Origin of the sequence: Sulfitobacter guttiformis (assembly GCF_003610455.1) — a bacterium.
GTDB lineage: Bacteria > Pseudomonadota > Alphaproteobacteria > Rhodobacterales > Rhodobacteraceae > Sulfitobacter > Sulfitobacter guttiformis.
Genome location: NZ_RAQK01000002.1, coordinates 615204 through 636267 on the forward strand (window position 1 = coordinate 615204; position 21064 = coordinate 636267).

Consider the following 21064-nt stretch of genomic DNA (forward strand, 5'->3'; position numbering starts at 1 on the left):
TCTAGCGCCCTTCGTAGCGGCGTTCAACGGGCGTTTGCGCAGGTTCCTGCGGTGCAGGCGCTGTTTCGCCGTCAACCTGCGGCGCCTCTGTGAGGGGCGCGCGAAATATATTGCGCAGCGCGCCCGGTGCAAGAATTGACAGCGGGTTAACCGAGACTGCGGGCGCTTTTGCGTTCCCGCTCAAGCTGTAGTTGAAGCCAAGCAACCCTTCGCCCTTGCGCGTCAAAATAGAACCGATTCCGTTGAGCAGGTAAACCGGCGTCACGACCCCCTGCATTGCGATCTGGCCAGTGTCGGTTTCGAACACTCCGTCCATCGACAGACCAAGCGATGCACCTGTCGCGCTGCCTTGAGTGAGGGTCATGCGGTTAGGGCTGAGGCGGAACGCGGCCTCTACCTCGTCAAAATAGATGCCGTCCCCGTTCATCTCGTTGACCAGCCCTACGATCGAGAGCGAGTTGACCAGCGCTGCCATTGAAGGGGCATCGCGGATCGAGATACCCTCTACGCTCAGTTGTCCATCGAAGGCACCGCCGCTGCCGACAGGGATCAATGACAGATCGAGACTGCCACCGACCGCCTGTTTCGCCACACCGGCCGAGCGTAGCACCCCGCCAGCATCCGCCGACGTGAGGCGCACTGCTGTGCGGCCGTTTTGCGGAACCACGCGGCCCGACACACCTGTGCCGCCGTTCACCCGGGCCTCGAACGGACCATCAAGACCGCCTGCGGTCCCGAACTCGCCTGCGAGCCCCTGAAGCCAAAGCGTATCGGTCACCTGCAAGCGGTCTAGCACCACGCGCATGGGCGGTGCGGGCGTGCCTGATGCGCGCGGAACGCTACTGCCGCCACCCTGTGCACCGAAACTCGCTGTGCGCAGATCAAGGCGGCCGCTGCGCACTACAACCTGCGGAGCGCGCCCAGCCCCCTGCCCGACCAATGCTGCGCGCACGTCAAGCCAATCCAGCATTTGAAGCTGGCTCAGCTCCAACACACCCAGCCCGCCGCCCTGCGCCAAGGTAATCGTGCCCTGCGCGTTAAGGCCTGCACCACTCAGCGATATTGCCGTCACCTCGGGCTGCGCGCCCAGCCGGATCGCCATATCAAGCTTCCCGGCCTCACCGGAGGCCTTACGCCAGCCGATTTGCGGGATTTGCAAGGTTGCGCCACGCAAATCAGAGCGCAAGGTCATCCGCGGCGCCTGTCCACGCTCGAAATCAATGCCGACGGTGGCGGCGGTGCTGCCTGTCATCATTTTCTCCGGCAGACCCACATTGAACGCTAACAGCCCTGCGGGCGTTAACTGTGCGGAGCCGCGAAGGCTACTTTTCTGCGAACCCGCACCGATAGGCTGCTGCCAGCGGCCGTCAAACGGCACCCCCTCGAGTGTGCCCGCGCCGAAAATCTCGACGCCACTGTTATTGGCGATGAGGGCCATGCGCGGCGCATCGAGGGTACGCCCCTTGATGAGCTTGTCACTGCTGAGGTTCACCAGATCGCCGGTGACATCAAATACCACATCCGCCGGACTGCCCCCCTTGATCAGCGGAAAGGCGAGCGTTCCGTTCACAACTGCCTCGCCGTCGGCAATGTCTACCGGCAGACCGGTCTTGCCCATCACACCCATCGGCGGTTGATCCAGCGCCCAAAGTGCTGCGGTGAGCGGGCCGCGGGCGTTAAGCCGGACAATTGCGGGGGTGCCGCCCTTCACTCCCAGATCGGGGAGAATAAACGACGACCGCGTGACCGATACCGTGCCACCGACCTCTGCGTTGACCTCACCTTCGTCGAGGGAAACAACAAAGCGTTTACCATCCATACTGGCATGACCACGGGCCTGCGTCAGAGGCGGCAGCGTACGCAAAAATTTTACCGAGGCCGCCTGATAGTCAAATGCAAGATAAGTGCGCGGCTTTTGCCCCGGTAAAAGGCGAAAAGCAAAGTCAGCGTTAGTGATATCAGCAGCCAAAAGATTTGCCGCGAGCCAGTCGCGGGTTTTGGTTTTTAACGCTCTCGGCCACAGCTCTACGATCCGGTCTGCATCGATTGCATCCGCTCGCGCATCAAGCGCCACCTGCCAGCCTTCTGGTTGGGCGGTCAGCGTGCCGAAGGCATGTCGCGTCTGGGGGCCATCAAAGATATCGAGCCGTCCGATGTCGATTTTGAAAGGTTTGGTTTGTAAACGGAAATCAATATCTGCGCCTGTCACCTCCACCGGCTCGGGGTAAAGGCCCAGGGGGTTGGCGCGCAACTGGGTGACAGAAAACTGTCCCACCAACGCCTCTAACGCGCCGTCGCGCAGACCTGTGAGTGAGGCTGTGCCCTCGGCCCGTGCAGTGACCCATTTGCTGTCCACCGACAGCTCGTCGAACTCCAGCAATCCAAGAGCGGCATCATAGGTAAAATATGTGCGCGCGCCATCAAACGGGATAGGTTGCGTGGCCTCGTTAGGCTGAACTACGCCTGCGCCGATCTGGAGTGTCGCGCTGAGCGGGGCGAGCGTCCCATCCGCGCGCACGCCTGATCGCACCGCGCCACTGATCGGTGCCCTCAGCGCGCCCATCCACGCAAATGCAGGGCTTTGGGATGCAAAATCGGTTGTGCGCGCATCGTCGATGCGAACGCCAAACTGAGCTTCGGACGTTCCAATCACACTGGTATAGTTTGCCGAAAGTGTCGTCGCGGTGTTGCCGCTGCCCAAAACCGCGAAATCGGCGCTAGCGAGGAGTGCGCCATCCGCCCGTTCTGCGATCATGCGGCCGCCATCGACGGTAAAGCTGGTTCCTGCCCTGCGGTCGACAAATTGCAAGGTGAGGCCACGCACTTCGGCATAAGCAAGATCGGCGATGCCGGGCTGCAGCAAAACGGTATCAATCCCCTGCACCACGCGGCCCAGCGGCGCACCCTTTGCATCTGTTTTTCCGCCTCTGGCAAAGTCTGTGACAAGGGCAAAACTACCATCCTGCTCCCGAATAACTGTAGCAAACACGCCTTGGATCGCGACCTCCGCCGGCTTGACCTTTCCGCCGCGCAGCGCGTCCATCGACAGGCGGATACGAACCTCCGACAGGCGGATCAGTTCGCTTCCGTCCAGACCGGATACCGCCACATTGCGCAAACGCACACGCGGGCGCCAGCCTTCTTGCATGAGCAGGCGCACCTCGCCGAAGGTGATTTTTACCAGCGGAAACTCGGCGGCGAGACGCTCCTCGATGCGGGTATCGACCCAGTCGGGCAACACAACAGGGCGGTCATAGAAGAAGTAGACAGCGGCGATTGCGGCCAAGGCCGTCATAACCAGCAGCGACCAGACCGCATTGAACAATCCGACCATAAGCAAGAACCAGCCCCGCCTGCGATGTGGCGGCTTCCTACGCTTTGCCGGTTTGGCCACTTCGGGAAGTACAGGAGGGGTGGAATCGGCCATCAGGTTCCGGTCACTGGATACGGGGGCAACCATTACGGTGCCATTTCGTCGAGGTACGCTGGTCGGCGCGACAAGTTTGCGCGGCATCGGTTGGATTTTCCGGCCACTGCTCTACTATGACAGAGGTCCGTGGCCAGTCCAAGGCCACGCCCTTCACAACTATGAGGTCAAAATGCCCGAAATATCTGAAAATGCCCCTGATTTTACGCTTCCTGTGACAGGCGGTGGCGATGTTACGCTTACTGCACTGAAAGGCGCGCCCGTAGTTCTGTTTTTCTATCCACGCGACGACACGCCAGGCTGCACCAAGGAAAGCATCGGCTTTTCCGCACAACTGGCAGAATTTGAAGCCGCCGGGGCCAAGGTTTTTGGTATTTCGCGCGATACGATGGCAAAACATGACAAATTTGTAGCCAAACATGATTTGACTGTGCCGCTGCTGTCGGATGCAGAGGGTACCGTAACAGAAGCCTACGGCGTATGGGTCGAAAAGAGCATGTACGGAAAGACATCCATGGGCATCGAGCGCGCGACATTTTTGATCGCCTCGGATGGCACCATCGCGCAGGTCTGGCGCAAGGTGAAGGTACCCGGCCACGTAGAAGAGGTGCTGGACGCAGTTCGCGCCCTATGATGACGCTGGCGCAGATGGCGGATGCGGTTTTGCGCACCGCTGACGGTCGCGAGAAAACGGCGCTGTCGCATAAATACGCGGCAGCGTGGCGCTCCGCGCGTGCGGACGGGTCGCATCCCGAAATCGGAACTGCCTCTCCCCCCGATCATCCCGCCCGCCCCCAAGCGCCAGAGCTCTTGAGCCCGCGGGATGTGCCCCACCGCAAACCGGGCACACCGGAGGGGCGGATCGCGATGATGCATGCTGTGGCCCATATCGAGTTGAACGCGGTGGATTTGCACTGGGATATCATCGCACGCTTTTCTCACATAGATATGCCCATTGGTTATTATGACGACTGGGTGAAAGCCGCAGATGAAGAGTCCAAGCATTTCAATCTGATGTGTGATTGCCTTGAAGCTGCGGGCAGCTTCTACGGTGCATTGCCTGCACATGCGGGTATGTGGCAGGCAGCAACCGATACGGCTGATGATTTTATGGGCAGACTTGCTGTTGTGCCGATGGTTTTGGAGGCACGCGGTCTCGATGTCACCCCAAACATGATACGACTGTTCAAGCAGGCCAAGGAAGGTCAGGCAGTAGAAGCGCTCGAAGTGATTTATGCAGAAGAAGTGCACCACGTTGCCTACGGCTCCAAGTGGTTCCATTTCTTATGCGGGCGTCATGACCTTGATCCTACACCGAAATTTCACGCGCTCGTGCGGCAATATTTCCACGGCCAACTCAAACCGCCCTTCAACGAGGAAAAACGCGCCGAAGCAGGTATTCCCCCGGATTTCTACTGGCCATTGGCCCAGTCCACTTGAACGCCGAGACGCAAAGCGCTGAAGTAGGCGGATTTTTGCCTATTTGTTACTCAAACTGGCGGGTATCCGTCGTGGTCGGCCTCAAGGGTTGCCCGATGACCTTTCATAGGTCTATTGCGATACTGTTAACGCAACTGTGAGGGACACGCCGCTGCGTTACGGGGAACTAAAGGGATATATTAGACGTGCGTACAAAGCTCGCAATTAAAACTCATGCGTTTCTGGAAAGACATTTTCCAGAGCGCCGCGTATTTTTGAAGTCGGACAATGACACACGGTTTATCCGTCTGAGATCTGGCACACAGCTGATTGCACTCGCGGGATGCTCTGCCCTTGTGGCGTGGGCGATCATCGCGACAGCGATCATTTTAATGGACAGCATCGGTTCGGGCAACTTTCGCGAGCAGGCGAAACGTGACCAGCGGACCTATCAGGCGCGCCTTAACGATCTGAGTGCACAGCGCGATGGACGCGCCGAAGAGGCGCTTGCGGCGCAGGAGCGTTTCAATGCCGCCCTCGCCCAGATTTCAATTATGCAATCCGAGCTATTATCCTCAGAGACCCGCCGCAACGAGCTTGAGACAGGGATCGAAGTGATCCAGTCGACCCTGCGCGACACGATGAAAGACCGCGAAGCAGCACGCGGTCAGGTTGCCGCCTTGCAGGCAGACGGTGGCAGTGCGATTCAGGTTTCGGCCAGCACAGCGCCAATGGATTTTATGGCCGATGCATTGGCCCGCACAGCGCAAGAGCGTGATCAGGTTGTGCTCGACGCTCAGGATGCCCTGTTACAGGCCGACGAGATGAGCCAGAAGATCGCCCTGATGCAAGAGCAGAACGATGCGATTTTCCGCCAGCTGGAAGAAGCGATGACCGTATCTGTTGCGCCGCTAGACAGGATGTTCCGCGCTGCAGGAATGCCGACAGAGCGTATGCTGAACACAGTGCGCCGCGGCTACTCCGGTCAAGGCGGCCCACTCACGCCGCTCAGCTTTACGACACGGGGCGAGCAGCCCACGGCAGACACATTGCGCGCCAACCGGCTGCTGGGTCAAATGGACCGCCTCAACCTTTACCGCCTTGCCGCGTCAAAGGCGCCTTTTGCGAATCCTGTAAAGAATTCGTTCCGCTTTACCTCGGAATTCGGTTTTCGCCGCGATCCCAAGACAGGCGGACGCCGGATGCACAACGGTGTTGATTTTGCTGCAGGCATGGGCACCCCGCTCTATGCGACGGCGGACGGTGTTGTGACCCACGCTGGTTGGGGATCAGGATATGGGCGTCTGGTAAAAATCCAGCATGAATTCGGTATCGAAACCCGCTATGCACACATGTCAAAAATGCGTGTAAAGGTCGGCCAAAGGGTGTCGCGTGGCGACAGAATTGGTGATATGGGTGCATCAGGACGGGTTACCGGCGTGCATCTACATTATGAAGTTCGCGTCGGTGGGAAAGCCGTCAATCCAATGATCTATATCAAGGCAGCAAACGATGTTTTCTAAGAGCAAAATCAATGACGGCGCCCCAACCGGCACCGATGCACAAAAACCCAGCATCCCGACGTCTTCATCGTCAGTGCCTCCTGCTTCATCGCCGTCAAGCGAGTTCAAGGCAAGCGCACCAAAGCCGAAGCCACCGGCATCGACCTTGTCGGCGGACCTTCATGTAACAGGCAACATGAAAACAACCGGCGATATTCATGTTGAGGGCACAGTCGAGGGCGACATTCGTGCGCATCTTCTGACCATCGGCGAATCCGCCACGATCAAAGGTGAAGTGATTGCCGATGATGTTGTAATCAATGGCCGTATCGTAGGCCGTGTGCGCGGCCTCAAGGTTCGCCTGACATCCACAGCGCGCGTTGAGGGTGATATTATCCACAAAACAATCGCCATCGAGAGCGGCGCGCATTTTGAGGGTTCAGTCCAGCGTCAGGATGACCCGCTGAACCCCAGCTCGAAAGCGGCCCCTGCTGCCAAGGCAAATCCTGCTTCATAAACGTTCGGACAATGAAATTTGAAATGCGCCGCGGGTTTTGCCTGCGGCGTTTTTCTTTGGGTTACCGGTTTTAAGGCCCACTGCTGTAACGGGCAATGCCCGAAGCCATTTCCAGCTCGGGTGGGAACGGCACTCCTGTTTCGAGTTTACAGTTTGTGCGCGAGCAATGCTTTGCCCCGCCTCCCAGTTCTGTGTGCTGTTCCGCACTTGGGGCAGCACCAAAAAAAAGCGCCCCTTGCGGAGCGCTTTTTCAATCGAAATATTAACTTCTTCAGTCGATGACAGTTACGGTCTTCATCATATCTGGGGTGCCTACGACAGCCCCGTTGCCACCGGTACCGCGTTTAATGGCGTCGATCACGTCCTGACCGCCAGTAACACGGCCAACGACAGTGTACTGACCATTCAGGAAATGACCGGCATCAAACATAATGAAGAACTGGCTGTTGGCCGAATCTTCACTTTGGGAGCGGGCCATGCCAACCACGCCTTTGTCGAACGCGATGTCTGAAAACTCCGCTGGCAGGTTTGGCATGTCGGAACCGCCTGTACCTGCGCGGCGCAGATCATCGGGATCGCGGCCATGCTCGACATCGCCCGTTTGAGCCATGAAGCCATCAATGACGCGGTGGAATACAACGCCGTCGTATTTACCAGCGGCCGCGAGTTCGGTCATACGCGCGGCATGTTGCGGGGCCACATCTTCCAGAAGGTCAATGGTAACGATGCCATTGGCCTCGCCCGCCACTTCGATCTGGAGGCCCGAGGCCGCAACAGTTCCCGCAAGGAGCGTTGCAACGAGGCTGCCTGCAACAAGGTTACGCATCTGCAGCAACTTTCACGCTGATCATGCGATCAGGATTCGCCGGTGGCTCACCTTTGGTGAGGGCGTCGACATGCTCCATACCGGAGATCACCTGACCATAGACAGTGTACTGACCGTTGAGGAAGTCATTGTCTTTGAAATTGATGAAGAACTGGCTGTTGGCCGAGTTCGGGTTGGCGGAGCGCGCAGCACCAAGAGAGCCACGTGCATGCGGGATCTTGGAGAATTCTGCAGGCACGTCAGGGTGTTCGGAACTGCCGGTTCCTGCGCCGCGCGGGTTATAGTCTTTTTCCATGTTACCATGCTGGACATCGCCAGTTTGGGCCATAAAGCCGTCGATGACACGGTGGAATGCCACGTTGTCATAGGCACCTGCACGGGCAAGCGTCTTCATACGCTCGACATGCTTTGGGGCCACATCGGGCAGCAGCTCGATGGTGACGGTGCCACCTTTTAGTTCCATCAGGATTGTGTTTTCTGGGTCTTTGATCTCGGCCATGGGGCGCTCCTTCATAAATCTTTATCGTTACCTAAGGCCCAGCAGCACAATTGCCAAGGTGGTGCATTGACCCTCGGCAAGATAACGGCAAAACAACACACAAAGCATGGCTAAAGACGCAAGGGGCGCACCAACATGGGCTGGAAATCACTGGACGATATGGATCTGCACGGCAAACGTGTGCTGGTACGCGTCGACATTAACGTACCGGTCGAGAATTTCGAGGTGACGGATGCCACGCGAATTGAGCGGATCGTGCCCACAGTTCATGATATTCTGTCCAAAGGCGGCACACCGATCCTGCTGGCGCATTTCGGACGACCAAAGGGTAAAGTGAACCTCGACATGAGCCTGCGGCAAGTACTGCCCGCGCTTAAGCGGGCATTGATGCGCACGGTTGCTTTGGTCGAGACACTGGATGCGGCCGAGAAATTTACGGCCGAGGTTGCAGCCGCGGATGTCGTCTTGATCGAAAATATCCGGTTCAACCCCGGTGAAGAGGCCAACGATCCAGCCTTTGCCGCGCGCCTCGCGCAGCTTGGCGATGTTTACTGTAACGATGCATTCTCTGCCGCACATCGCGCCCATGCCTCGACGGAGGGGATCGCGCACCACCTGCCCTCTTGTGCGGGCCGGTTGATGCAGGCGGAGCTTTCCGCGCTGGAGGCCGCGCTGTCGCGCCCAGAGCGGCCAGTGGGGGCCGTGGTGGGCGGGGCGAAGGTCTCGACCAAGATTGCATTGCTGGAGAATCTGGTAAACCGTCTGGATCTACTGGTGATCGGCGGCGGTATGGCGAATACGTTTCTGACGGCGCAGGGGGCGCAACTGGGTGCGTCATTGTGCGAGCATGATTACCTTGAAACTGCGCGCGATATCATGGCGCAGGCGGCAAAGTCGGGCTGCCGTGTCCTGCTGCCCGTAGACGGGCTGGTCGCGACCGAGTTCAAGGCGGGTGCCGCACATTCGGTGGTGCAGCTGGGGCCCGATACGGTGCTGGACGCCGACCAGATGGTGCTGGACGCCGGGCCGCAAACAATTGGACAGATGCGTGCCGCCTTCGAAAACCTCAAAACGCTGATCTGGAACGGACCTATGGGCGCATTCGAGATTTCGCCCTTTGATACCGCCACGGTCGCCGCAGCGCAGGTCGCGGCGAAACAGACGCGGGATGGGGCGCTGATTTCGGTGGCCGGTGGCGGAGATACCGTCGCAGCGCTTAATCAGGCGGGTGTTGCCGATGATTTCACCTACATCTCCACCGCAGGTGGTGCATTTCTGGAATGGATGGAAGGAAAGACACTGCCGGGAGTTGCCGCTCTCGGCGGTTGAGCGACAGATAACCGGATGTGGCGTGCAGCGTCTTATCCACAAGTTTTTCAGGTTTACGAATCATTAGGGGATTCCCTTTGCGAATCACCTGTGCCATACAGTTAACACCACCCGACAAGAGGTGGCATTCAAGGCAGTTTCTACAGGTATCCATAGGCATCAGCGCATGAGCAAACCCGCATTCGGACCACTCTTTTTCTTTGCGATTGCTTTTGCGCTGAGCCTTTACTTTATGTTTGCGGCTGTTCAGGGCGATTTCGGTCTTTTCCGTCGCGCCGAAATACTGGCCGAAGCCAACGATATGCGTAACCAGCTGGTGCAGGTGCGCGCTGAAGTGGCCGAGATGGAAAACCTCACCCGCCGCCTTTCGGACGATTATCTCGATCTTGACTTGCTCGACGAGCAGGCCCGCTCGGTCCTTGGGTTGCTGCGCACCGACGAGATTGTTATCCGTTAATTCAATTTGACGAAGCAATTCCGGCCATTGCACGCCACACAATACAGGCCTGCACAAAGCCCCCTCGCAATCTTCAATCGAATCCGTTATGATATAGTTTAACGTTAAACTATATCAGGCGCGGGATGTACTGCGCCAACGGGAGGATTGCTGAATGGCCGCTAAAAAGCCTGCGTCAAAGACGACGCCATCCAATGTCTCAGCCGAAGAGCTGAAGGCCTATTACAAGGACATGTTGCTGATCCGCCGGTTCGAGGAAAAGGCGGGGCAACTCTACGGGATGGGTCTGATTGGCGGCTTTTGTCACCTCTATATCGGTCAGGAAGCGGTTGTTGTGGGCCTTGAGGCGACGGCAAAGGAAGGTGACAAGCGCATTACATCCTACCGCGATCACGGTCATATGCTGGCCTGCGGTATGGATCCCAAGGGTGTCATGGCCGAGTTGACGGGTCGCGAGGGCGGCTACTCCAAGGGTAAGGGCGGCTCGATGCACATGTTCTCGAAAGAGAAGCATTTTTACGGCGGCCACGGCATTGTTGCAGCGCAGGTGCCGCTGGGCGCGGGTCTGGCCTTCTCGGACAAGTACAAAGGCAATGACAATGTTACATTCACCTACTTTGGTGATGGTGCAGCAAATCAGGGTCAGGTTTACGAAGCCTACAACATGGCAGAGATTTGGGATCTGCCTTGTATCTTTGTGATTGAAAACAACCAATACGCGATGGGCACCTCGACCAAACGTTCCACTCACTCCCCCAGCTATTGGGAGCGCGGTGCCGCCTATGGCATTCAGGGCGAAGAAGTGGACGGTATGGATGTGCTGGCAGTAAAGGCAGCGGGCGAGACTGCTGTGGCGCACTGCCGTGCGGGCAAAGGCCCCTATATTCTGGAAATCAAAACCTACCGGTACCGCGGCCATTCGATGTCAGATCCGGCCAAATACCGGACCCGCGAGGAAGTGCAGAAGATGCGCAGCGAGCGTGATCCGATTGAGGCGATACGCACACTCCTTCTTACTGGTAAGCACGCGACCGAAGATGATCTGAAGGCGATCGACAAGGAAATAAAAGCCGTGGTGAACGAGAGCGCCGAGTTCGCCAAAGAGAGCCCCGAGCCGCACCTCGACGAGCTGTGGACCGATATTTACGCAACCGAAGTCCCGCAGGAGGCCTGAGCAAATGGCAACTGAAATTCTTATGCCCGCCCTGAGCCCCACCATGGAAGAAGGCACGCTGGCCAAATGGCTGGTCAAGGAGGGCGACAAGGTCTCCTCCGGTGATGTTATGGCGGAAATTGAAACAGACAAGGCTACGATGGAGTTCGAGGCCGTGGATGAAGGCGTCATGGGGAAAATCCTCATCGCCGAGGGCACGGAAGGCGTAAAGGTCAATACGGCGATTGCGATCTTGCTGGAGGAAGGCGAGGACGCTTCGGCATTAGAAACCGCAACCGAGAAACCAGCCACAGCACCGGTGCCCGTTGATAAAGAGCAATCGTCAGAGACTGCACCCGCTGCGGGGATGGCGCACCCTGCCCCTAAAACAGATAGGACACCCGACTGGCCCGAAGGCACCAAACTCAAACAACAGACTGTGCGCGAGGCATTGCGCGATGGCATGTCCGAAGAAATGCGCCGCGACGATTCTGTATTCTTGATAGGTGAGGAAGTCGGTGAGTATCAGGGTGCCTACAAGATTTCCCAAGGTATGCTGGACGAGTTTGGCGCCAAGCGCGTCATCGACACGCCCATCACCGAGCATGGCTTTGCCGGAATTGCCACAGGTGCGGCGTTCGGCGGACTGCGCCCCATTGTAGAATTCATGACCTTCAACTTCGCAATGCAGGCGATTGACCAGATCATCAACTCGGCTGCCAAGACGCTGTATATGTCCGGTGGACAGATGGGCGCACCCATGGTGTTCCGCGGGCCTAACGGTGCCGCGGCGCGTGTCGGGGCACAGCACAGCCAAGATTACGCAGCCTGGTATATGCAGATTCCAGGTCTGAAGGTTGCAATGCCCTACTCTGCTTCGGATTATAAAGGTCTCATGAAAACAGCGATCCGTGATCCCAACCCAGTGATCTTTCTCGAGAATGAAATCCTTTATGGTCGCACCTTTGATGTGCCGGACATGGACGATTACACCGTGCCATTCGGTAAGGCGCGGATATGGCGCGAGGGTGACGACGTGACTATCGTAAGCTTTGGCATCGGTATGACCTATGCCCTTGAGGCGGCGGAAAAGTTGGCCGAGGACGGGATCAACGCCGAGGTGATTGACCTGCGCACCCTGCGTCCGATGGACACTGATGCGATCCTGAAATCGGTGATGAAAACCAACCGGTTGGTGACAGTCGAAGAAGGCTGGCCTCAGGGGTCCGTTGGCAGCTATATCAGCTCGGTTGTGATGCAGGAGGCATTTGACTATCTCGACGCCCCTGTGATCTGCTGCACCGGTAAGGACGTTCCGATGCCCTATGCCGCCAACCTTGAGAAACATGCACTTGTGACGACCGCCGAGGTGATCGAGGCCGTCAAAAAAGTTACCTATAAATAAGGAGCGGACAGTATGCCCACAGAAATCCTCATGCCCGCCCTCTCGCCGACAATGGAAGAAGGCACGCTGGCCAAATGGCTGGTCAAGGAAGGCGACACTGTCGCTTCCGGTGATGTGATGTGCGAAATCGAAACTGACAAGGCGACGATGGAGTTCGAGGCGGTCGACGAAGGGGTGATCGGGAAAATCCTGATCGCCGAAGGCACCGAAGGGGTCAAGGTCAACACCGCTATCGCAGTGCTGCTCGAAGAGGGCGAAAGCGCTGGCGATATCGCAGAGGCCTCACCACCCAAGGCAGAGGCATCCAGTAAGGTAGCGCCTGCCGAGGCGTCGGATGCCACCGCCCCTGCAAAAGGCCATGGACGTGGTGAAACAGATGCGACGCCAGAGCCAACACCCGCAGCAGGAAACAAGAGCGACGGCAACAGGCTGTTTGCTTCACCGCTTGCACGGCGGATTGCGGCGCAAAAGGGTCTCGACCTGACGCAGGTAAAGGGCTCGGGCCCACACGGCCGGATCGTAAAAGCGGATGTGGAGGGTCTTGAAAAATCAGAAGCCACCCCTGCTCAAGCGACCAAAAGCGACACGCCAAACGCGGTATCCGCTGCGGCGTCCATGCCGGCCGGTGCATCAAGTGATACAATCGCCAAGATGTATGCAGACCGGGAATACGAAGAGATCACGCTGAACGGGATGCGCAAAACCATTGCCGCGCGCCTCACCGAAGCCAAGCAGACGGTGCCGCACTTCTATCTGCGCCGGGACATCCAGCTCGATGCGCTGATGGCGTTCCGCGCACAACTCAACAAACAGCTTGAGCCACGGGGGGTGAAGCTGTCGGTGAATGACTTCATCATCAAGGCCTGCGCTCTGGCGCTGCAACAGGTGCCCGATGCGAATGCCGTCTGGGCAGGTGACAAAGTGTTCAAGCTCAAGCCATCGGATGTGGCCGTGGCCGTTGCCATTGAGGGCGGGCTCTTCACTCCTGTGCTCAAGGATGCTGAAATGAAATCACTCTCGGCACTGAGTGCGGAGATGAAAGACCTCGCGGCCCGCGCCCGTGATCGCAAACTTGCACCGCATGAATACCAAGGTGGCAGCTTTGCAATCTCCAATCTTGGGATGTTCGGTATCGATAACTTTGATGCTGTGATCAACCCGCCGCACGGGGCAATCCTTGCTGTGGGGGCGGGTACGAAAAAGCCTGTCGTCGGCGCAGACGGCGCGCTGGGGATTGCTACGGTAATGTCGGTTACCCTGTCTGTAGACCACCGTGTGATCGACGGCGCATTAGGCGCAGAGCTTCTGAATGCGATCAAGGATAACCTCGAAGCGCCGATGACCATGTTGGCCTAAATAGCCCTAATTACATCCAATAAGATAAAGTAAAAGCCGGAGAAACTCTCCGGCTTTTACAATTCAATAACTAAATTGGGATTGCTAAAACAGCAATTTAGTCTTCCCACGGTCCCAGCATATGGTTCATCGACATCGAGGGCTGGTCACACCCTGCCTCACCGACAATGCGAGCTGGAATCCCCGCCACTGTCTTGCACGGAGGCACGTCCTCCAGCACGACAGAGCCTGCGGCGATTCGGCTACAGTGACCAATGCGGATGTTACCAAGCACCTTTGCACCGGCACCGATCAATACCCCGTCCCCGATCTTCGGGTGGCGGTCTTCCTCTTCCTTGCCCGTTCCGCCTAACGTCACAGAATGCAGCATTGAGACGTTATCGCCCACAACAGCAGTTTCCCCGATGACGATGGAATGGGCGTGGTCGATCATGATGCCTTTGCCGATGCGCGCACCTGGATGGATATCCACACCGAAAATTTCGGAAATCCGCATCTGGAAGAAATACGCAAGGTCGCGTTGGCCTTTTTTCCACAGGTAATGGCCTACGCGATATGCCTGAACAGCATGATACCCCTTGAAATATAAAATCGGCTGCAACAAACGGTGGCAAGCGGGATCACGATCAAAGATCGCCACCAGATCAGCGCGCGCCGCCTCGACCAGCATCGGATCATCGCTATATGCCTGCTCCACGACCTCGCGCACGACCATCATCGACATCTCGTTCGATGCGAGCTTGGCCGCGATGCGGTATGAGAGCGCTTTGTCCATCGATGCATGGTGCAGAATTGTGGCGTGTACAAACCCGCCGACCAGCGGCTCTTTGGCCACAGCGTTTTCCGCGTCACGCTTGATCTGGTCCCAAACCGGATCCACGGTAGTCAATTTTTTCTGCGGGCTGGCCATCGGGGAGGCTCCTTCTAAACATCTGGCTCTAGTATCTAACACAGATGCGCTTCTTGCAAACCCGTTGTCCCGCACAAGTTTTTGTTCCAAGGCTCCGACGTAGTGCAAGCACCTTAAGAACAATCACCAAACAGTCCTGAAATTCGGGCGATGTTTTAAGGCTATCGTCTGATTGAAGATGCCTTTTCGCTGCTGCACACAAACTCCCGTCACCCCAATGCGGATGCAACTTCGACAGTCTCTTTACGTATTTATCTGCGACATGAGCCCGCCACAAAAGATGCATTCCGAATGAAAGGCGATCAGCCTGCGGAACAGCCTGCACCGCCCGGGCAGCATGAACCAGATCCGACAGGCCAACTGCACGCATTACACATCAACCTCGATCCGTTGAGCCAATCCTTCACCGTATGTCGCCGATATTTGTGCAACCTCGATCACAAACGGTGCCACCGCGCCGTCCGCCGCCTGTGTTCCTGCGCTATAATCAAAAACGGGAGCAGAGAGCATTTGCGTGCGCAACACTACTCCATCCTTAAGAATGCGAAGGACATATGCCTCACTCTCTTCGCCCAGCGGAACCTCCGGCGTGTCCCAGCCATCCCCGTCGATCCTTGTCCGTCTGATCCAGTTTAACGCCAGCGCACCATTCACCTTTCGCACCGCTGATAGATGTGCAGGTGCATAAGGCCGCATGCCATTTCCGTTAAACGCCCGCTCAAACTGGCGAAAAGACGGATCGCTCAGGGGTCTCTGGGCAGGACCTATGCGGTAGTTCTGGACGACACCGCGCAAATTACGGCTCAGATCAATTTGCTGTGGCACGGAATTGAGCAGGACAAACTGCGACCCTATGGGCCAGATATCGGGTATCAAGCCGTCAGATCCCGCCTGGCCGCGTATTCGGTGGCTCAGCAAATAGGTCATTGGCCCGATCAATTGGGCCTCCTTGAACTGGAACAACTCCCAATTGTCAGAGCTCCCGTCGCCAATCGCGGCAAGGTTGGCACCACTAAGAAGCGCATCCTCGCCCACCGTCTCTAGTTGGCCGCTAATCAGCTGTACTTCCAACGCAGCACCACGGTCGATGAGACCCGCACAGCCACGGTGCATCAAAGATCTCGTCGTACCGATGATTGACCGGATCGGTAGTATTGTGTTGATGCCATAATTCTGGTCGGTGAGGCTGGAATAAAGCGCGACACTACCGGGCCAAGGGTTCGCACTGGCAGCAACATGCGGCGCATGATGCACTTCATCTCCGGTCATAAGCGGGAGGTCTAAAAACAGTGGGTAAACCGGCACCGGTGCCACAAATGATTGCAATCCCACAAGCTCGTCCGGCAAAGGCGACGATTCATAAATCTCGGGATCAATACGCATCGCTTCGATCTGCTGGAATTGCGCCTGATCTACACGGTCCACACGGTAAAGCGATGCCCCCTCTCCCTGCTCTGCGGGCAAGGACACGATATCGCCCGCGCGTACTGCCATGCGCGATGGCGGTAGCGCAAACTGAACCGTCTCACGGGCAATGCGCGCCTCGTTGAGCCAGCGCTCCGCCACTTGGCGACCCTCCGCACGGGTAAGTAGCATACTAAACTCGCTGGCGGCCACGGCATGGGTTTCCTCATCCGGTAGCACCGCCTCCTCCGAGATCACATCGTAGCTCGCATCCGCCTGAATAAACCTAAGCCTCACCCGTCCTGACAGGGTCGCTTCTGCCTCGCGCACCTGGACGGTGGTTGCGTCCAGATCGGGACTAACTGCGAAATTGCTGGAATCAAGTGCCGTCGGGCGCAAACCATCTCGCATCCTGAACGTCAAAACTCCGTCACGCTCCACCGCATCAAACCCGAAGCGCAACATCAGCGGTTGCAACGCAGCGCGCGCATCGCCGACATCCGTCACACCGTAGCCCCGCACCAATCCATAGAGCGCCTCAACGTCAAATACGCTCACTCCAGACCGGTCACAAATCTCGGCGACAACAGACGCAAGGCTGCGCGAAGAGGTTCGTCCGTTCAGCCAATGACCACGCGCATAATTGCTGCCGTCACTCCATAAATCGCGACCGTTGGGAAAGAACGGATAGGGCCGCACATCCCACGCCCAGACAAAGGCACGACGCATATCGATCATCGGCCCTTCATATTCCAAACCCTGTGGATTGTTCTCCGCTTGCGTCCAGTAATCGATCATCGCGCGCAAATACTGCATCTGGATTAGGTCGTCGCGACCTCCATTGGAATATTGCGGCAGGCTGCTCTCGGAGGATTTGAGATCCAGAAACTTGTTTGGCTGGTTGGTACCCTTATCAATCGCGGCACATCCGTATTCAGTAAACCAAACCGGCTTGTGTCCGGGCAACCATCCGCTCGGCTCATTGCTACGAACCCCGTCGATGCGGTCATAATGCAGGTTCCCCCACCAGTTGCGAATATCCTTATAGCGGTAGATCCACGCCTCGTCGTGCGCCCCGTCGGTGATGGGGGTGCGAATTTGGGCCTCCCGTTCTTCAGCGGAACCATAATACCAGTCGAACCCCTCACCACCCTCTATGTTGGATTGCAGGTAGCGCAGGTTATAAATGTCATCCCAGACCTGTGCGTCCGCGTGGTCCACACCATCACGCCAATCAGACAAAGGCATATAATTATCGATGCCGATGAAATCGATCTGCGGATCAGCCCAAAGAGGATCGAGGTGGAAGAGGCGATCCCCTGTGCCGTCCTGTGGCTGATAGCCAAAATACTCGCTCCAGTCCGCCGCGTAGCTGATTTTGGTCTCAGGCCCGACAAGTGCGCGCACTTGCGCCGCCAGCGCGATGAACGCCTGCACCGCAGGAAAGCTGTTTCGGGCACTCCGTATCTGCGTAAGCCCACGCATCTCAGAACCGATACAAAATGCATCAACACCGCCCGCCGCTTTGCACAAAGCGGCGTAGTGCAGGATAAAGCGCGACAGCGACCACTCCTGCGGGCCGGTGTAGGTGACAGTGCCGTTCGAGACACTGAAATCCGCTGCCTCAACTGTGCCGAAAAAAGCAGCGACTTCGTCAGCCGCTTCAGGCGTGGTGTCGGTCGAACCTTCCTGACCGGGCGCGCGATCTAGGGTAATGCGGCCTCTCCATGGCAGGGCCGGCTGACCTTGCGCACCCGAGTACGGGTCGGGAAGCGTATTGCCCTCGGTCTGGTCCATAAGGATGAAAGGATAGAACATTACCGCTTTACCAGCTTCGTTCATCGCCCTTATCGCTTCGATCACGGCGGTATCTGCTGGCGTACCGCCATAGATGGGACGGTCATCTGCGCCGCGCGCAATGACTCGCGCTAACCGCCGCGACACTCCCGCGACACGCCAAGGCATCTCCTCACCGTCAATCGCCGCGTCCTCGACCTTGGGTGCGACCTCGCATCTACCCGCGCGCAGATCGGACCCGAACCACGATACCACCAGCGAGGCGGCCTTCAACTCCGGCAGCTCTTCATTGAGCGCCTCTAATGAGGTCGTGAAATCCGTTTTCCCGGATGGTGAATTGATGTTGGCACTCCAACGTGCCTGACCACCACCGACATAACTCACTGGTGTGGTTGCCAGCGCGTATTCACCCGTACCAGGGATCAGCGCGACACCTTCCACACCGTAGGTGAGGGCGTGGGTCGCGCCCGCGGCCCCCCGCTGCTCGGGGCGGATCACTTCGAACGTGAACTGCGGGACACGATTCCCGAATTGTTGTAGCCCCAGCGCTTCCATAACGACATACGCGGTGCCACGATAGGCAGGAACCATCCCCGCCCCTTCAACCGCCTCCATGAGGGGATCAGGCTGCTGGTCCCTGCTACCGGTGTAAACTCTCATGTTCAGGTCATCGGAAGAAATTTCCTCACCGTCCGCCCAAATTCGCCCCACACGAATGATCTCTCCCTCGCACAGCGCGATCGCCATATTCACTGAGTAACTGTATTGGGTGGTCTGTGGTTGCGGCGCGCCACCTTTGCCGCCACCGGTCGTTGTGCTTACCTCTTCGAAATCCGAGGCCCAGATCACCTGCCCGCCAAGACGCAACCGCCCGTACAACTGGTTGACAGGATCACCCTCCCCCGCACCGGTCAGACGAAAACGGTCGACTCGCCCCGTCTCTACAGCTTGCCCGCCGCCACCCAGAATGCGTTGGTCCACCACACGGCCCAGCGTGGCCCCCACCGCGCGCCCCACCGCAACCGAAGACAGGCCCGCCAGCGTTCCCCCGATCGAGCCACCAACCGCCGCGCCCGCTGCTGAAAATATTATCGTCGCCATCAGAGTATCTCCTCGGGAAATTCAAAACACGCCACCACACGGCAACGCCACGGCGCCGACAGCGCGTTCTCGACCACACCGTGACGCGAATATGCATGGATAAAGCGGGCATCACTGCCTTCATGGGACATGATGCCAAGATGCTTGGCCACAGCCCCCTGACGCATCCTGAACAGCAGGACGTCACCGGCAACCGCCTGCGCCGGTTCCTTTGGGCGCAGATGTCTCAATGCTGCGTCCCACAAACGCTCTTCGCCCTGTGGCTCGGACCAGTCCATAGAATAGGCGGGTACGGCCTCCGGCTCCTGCCCGTAAACTTCCCGCCAGACACCGCGCACGAGACCCAGACAATCACAACCCGCTGCGCGAACCGCAGATTGATGCACATAAGGCGTCCCGATCCAGTCTCGCGCTGCAACGACGATGCGCGCCCCGCTCACCTGCGTGATCCCCCGCTGTTGACATTGCTGCTACTTGGCACACTCACCACCCAGTCTTCGCCGGGCAGATCCGGAAACCCCTGAAAATTGGCGAAGTTATTAAATTTTAGACGACAGGTCTCCACGCGCTTGTCGCACCCCGCCACCAATCGAATCTGCATTCCTGATTGAACGGAACCGCGAATAGGTTGCCACAGCTCGATCACCCGCGCCGTACCAATGATGCGGTCGCTTTTGATCCCCCCCCACAACCCAGTTGCAGGACCGTCCAACATCTCCAGGCGGCCGCGTGTAAACCAATCCGTATCGTACGACAGGAAATCCTCCCAAACGAAGCGCCGTGCATCAGTCACCGTCTGAACGGGCAAAGCCTGCGCATAGCCCTCCTGCGTCAGTTTGAACCGGCATGTCCGATCCCCCAGCACCGCCGAGCACGGCTTTTGATAGACGCGCCCCAACGGGCGGTTAAGTGCCTCCGTCAATCCGCGCAATTCTGCACGAAATCCGCCACCAGCCCGTGTCAACTCACCCAGATGTCCACGAAAATTCAACCAGTGCTGCGATGTATCGGCCCAATTGACCAACCATGCCTGTATCTGCGCTCCATCAAATCGCCCTTGCTCGATCTCGTCCTCGCGCAGGCTCACATCCGACAACGCGCCCAAGGCTTCGGTGTTGTCCACAGACAGCCCCGTTGACTGCGCCAACGCCAGCGCACTCAACCCCGCATCGGCACGAAATTCAAATCCCGCAAACCGCAGTGGCAAATCATGATCTGTGAAGGCAAAGACCACCCCGTCCTTGCGCGTGATCGCCCATGCATGACAAACTGTGGTCAGTCCGCCTTTAAGGTGCGCCTCCAGTCCCGCATTGAACTCCCCGCTCATACCCGAACCTCGCGCACCGGCACGTCTGGCACCTGCCCTGCGTTGAAGCTCGCGATATTTGTCAGCAGGCTGTCACTGTCAAACCGCACTGGCACATCGAATTCATAGCCCGCGAAAACCCGTGTATCGGGGTCAGGCGCGTGCTTGAACGTGATTACGCCAGTCGTCTCGTCAACCTCGTAATCGACCGTTTCAATCTTGTCGTCCTGCTCGACAGCCACCAGCACGCTGCCCTTCACCGGCTTGGTAATAGGCCGCTCATACACATGCCCCCCGGACCGGTAGGTCTTTGTGATCTGAAAACGGGCAGTGATGCCATCACCGAGTGCAATTTGCTGGTCCTGACGGTTGATCGCTACCGAAGGCTTGCCTGATTTATAGTCCGACCAGTCTTTCCAGCGAAATCCGTACATCTGCCCATAGCGCGCCTCGTAAAATGCTATAACCTCTTCGACATCATCGAGCGAGCGCAGTCCAAGCCCCGCATCATAGACACGCCGCGAATGGGCCCAAGGCGTGTTTCGCTCCTCGAAACCGTTAGCCAATGTCACTACGTCCACCCGTCGCTGCGGACCACCCAATGCACCAAAGCTCAGATCGCTCGGGAATTGTACTTCGTGAAAACTCATCGCTGC

At 57.8% G+C, this 21064-nt stretch carries 18 protein-coding genes; 9 read left to right on the forward strand and 9 right to left on the reverse strand.

Annotation, left to right across the window (positions count from 1 at the left end; translation table 11 throughout):
- Position 1: 1 nt before the first annotated feature.
- Positions 2 to 3514 (reverse strand): DUF3971 domain-containing protein, encoded by a 3513-nt coding sequence (locus C8N30_RS15575; RefSeq protein ID WP_232222803.1) that lies wholly within the window; start codon positions 3512 to 3514, stop codon positions 2 to 4.
- Positions 3515 to 3599: 85 nt separating this feature from the next.
- Between C8N30_RS15575 and C8N30_RS15580 the strand changes: the two genes are divergently transcribed.
- From C8N30_RS15580 to C8N30_RS15595, 4 genes are all read left to right on the forward strand, one after another.
- A complete protein-coding gene (locus C8N30_RS15580) occupies positions 3600 to 4061 on the forward strand; it encodes a peroxiredoxin (RefSeq protein ID WP_025061866.1) in 462 nt (153 codons plus the stop codon).
- Complete coding sequence (locus C8N30_RS15585) at positions 4058 to 4867, forward strand: ferritin-like domain-containing protein (RefSeq protein WP_025061865.1); 810 nt, start codon at positions 4058 to 4060, stop codon at positions 4865 to 4867. The genes C8N30_RS15580 and C8N30_RS15585 overlap by 4 nt, the downstream gene beginning before the upstream one ends.
- A 185-nt stretch (positions 4868 to 5052) precedes the next feature.
- Positions 5053 to 6369 carry a M23 family metallopeptidase gene (locus tag C8N30_RS15590; protein ID WP_025061864.1) on the forward strand — a complete coding sequence of 439 codons (1317 nt, stop codon included), beginning with the start codon at positions 5053 to 5055 and terminating at the stop codon, positions 6367 to 6369.
- Positions 6359 to 6865: a bactofilin family protein gene (locus tag C8N30_RS15595; RefSeq protein ID WP_025061863.1), complete on the forward strand. Its 507-nt coding sequence runs from the start codon at positions 6359 to 6361 to the stop codon at positions 6863 to 6865. The genes C8N30_RS15590 and C8N30_RS15595 overlap by 11 nt, the downstream gene beginning before the upstream one ends.
- Before the next feature lie 271 nt (positions 6866 to 7136).
- Here C8N30_RS15595 and C8N30_RS15600 read toward each other — a convergent pair whose 3' ends face one another.
- Together C8N30_RS15600 and C8N30_RS15605 are read right to left on the reverse strand one after the other, a co-directional pair.
- Complete coding sequence (locus C8N30_RS15600) at positions 7137 to 7691, reverse strand: peptidylprolyl isomerase (protein WP_025061862.1); 555 nt, start codon at positions 7689 to 7691, stop codon at positions 7137 to 7139.
- Entirely contained in the window at positions 7684 to 8190 is a 507-nt protein-coding gene (locus C8N30_RS15605) for a peptidylprolyl isomerase (RefSeq protein ID WP_025061861.1), read from the reverse strand. The genes C8N30_RS15600 and C8N30_RS15605 overlap by 8 nt, the downstream gene beginning before the upstream one ends.
- Positions 8191 to 8325: 135 nt before the next feature.
- Between C8N30_RS15605 and C8N30_RS15610 the strand changes: the two genes are divergently transcribed.
- The 5 genes from C8N30_RS15610 (at position 8326) to C8N30_RS15630 (ending at position 13890) form a co-directional block, all read left to right on the forward strand.
- Positions 8326 to 9519, forward strand: coding sequence for a phosphoglycerate kinase (locus C8N30_RS15610; RefSeq protein ID WP_025061860.1), 1194 nt, complete (start codon positions 8326 to 8328; stop codon positions 9517 to 9519).
- Between the two features lie 166 nt (positions 9520 to 9685).
- The gene (locus C8N30_RS15615; protein WP_025061859.1) at positions 9686 to 9976 is read left to right on the forward strand and encodes an FtsB family cell division protein; all 291 of its coding nucleotides are present in this window, start codon (positions 9686 to 9688) and stop codon (positions 9974 to 9976) included.
- Positions 9977 to 10130: 154 nt separating this feature from the next.
- Positions 10131 to 11150: a pyruvate dehydrogenase (acetyl-transferring) E1 component subunit alpha gene (pdhA, locus tag C8N30_RS15620; protein ID WP_025061858.1), complete on the forward strand. Its 1020-nt coding sequence runs from the start codon at positions 10131 to 10133 to the stop codon at positions 11148 to 11150.
- 4 nt (positions 11151 to 11154) lie between these two features.
- Positions 11155 to 12534 (forward strand): pyruvate dehydrogenase complex E1 component subunit beta, encoded by a 1380-nt coding sequence (locus tag C8N30_RS15625; RefSeq protein WP_025061857.1) that lies wholly within the window; start codon positions 11155 to 11157, stop codon positions 12532 to 12534.
- Between the two features lie 12 nt (positions 12535 to 12546).
- Positions 12547 to 13890 carry a pyruvate dehydrogenase complex dihydrolipoamide acetyltransferase gene (locus C8N30_RS15630; protein WP_025061856.1) on the forward strand — a complete coding sequence of 448 codons (1344 nt, stop codon included), beginning with the start codon at positions 12547 to 12549 and terminating at the stop codon, positions 13888 to 13890.
- A gap of 97 nt (positions 13891 to 13987) precedes the next feature.
- Here C8N30_RS15630 and cysE read toward each other — a convergent pair whose 3' ends face one another.
- The 6 genes from cysE to C8N30_RS15655 are packed head-to-tail and all read right to left on the reverse strand — an operon-like array spanning position 13988 to position 21058.
- Positions 13988 to 14800, reverse strand: a complete 813-nt coding sequence (gene cysE, locus C8N30_RS15635; protein WP_025061855.1) for a serine O-acetyltransferase — start codon at positions 14798 to 14800, stop codon at positions 13988 to 13990.
- A gap of 28 nt (positions 14801 to 14828) precedes the next feature.
- Complete coding sequence (locus tag C8N30_RS20015; RefSeq protein WP_457920985.1) at positions 14829 to 15170, reverse strand: DUF7742 family protein; 342 nt, start codon at positions 15168 to 15170, stop codon at positions 14829 to 14831.
- Positions 15170 to 19102: a baseplate multidomain protein megatron gene (locus C8N30_RS15640; protein ID WP_025061854.1), complete on the reverse strand. Its 3933-nt coding sequence runs from the start codon at positions 19100 to 19102 to the stop codon at positions 15170 to 15172. The genes C8N30_RS20015 and C8N30_RS15640 overlap by 1 nt, the downstream gene beginning before the upstream one ends.
- Positions 19102 to 19542: an NlpC/P60 family protein gene (locus C8N30_RS15645; protein ID WP_025061853.1), complete on the reverse strand. Its 441-nt coding sequence runs from the start codon at positions 19540 to 19542 to the stop codon at positions 19102 to 19104. Before C8N30_RS15645 ends, C8N30_RS15640 begins: the two co-directional genes overlap by 1 nt.
- A complete protein-coding gene (locus tag C8N30_RS15650; RefSeq protein WP_025061852.1) occupies positions 19539 to 20429 on the reverse strand; it encodes a DUF2163 domain-containing protein in 891 nt (296 codons plus the stop codon). The genes C8N30_RS15645 and C8N30_RS15650 overlap by 4 nt, the downstream gene beginning before the upstream one ends.
- Positions 20426 to 21058 (reverse strand): DUF2460 domain-containing protein, encoded by a 633-nt coding sequence (locus C8N30_RS15655; RefSeq protein WP_025061851.1) that lies wholly within the window; start codon positions 21056 to 21058, stop codon positions 20426 to 20428. The genes C8N30_RS15650 and C8N30_RS15655 overlap by 4 nt, the downstream gene beginning before the upstream one ends.
- Positions 21059 to 21064 lie beyond the last annotated feature (6 nt).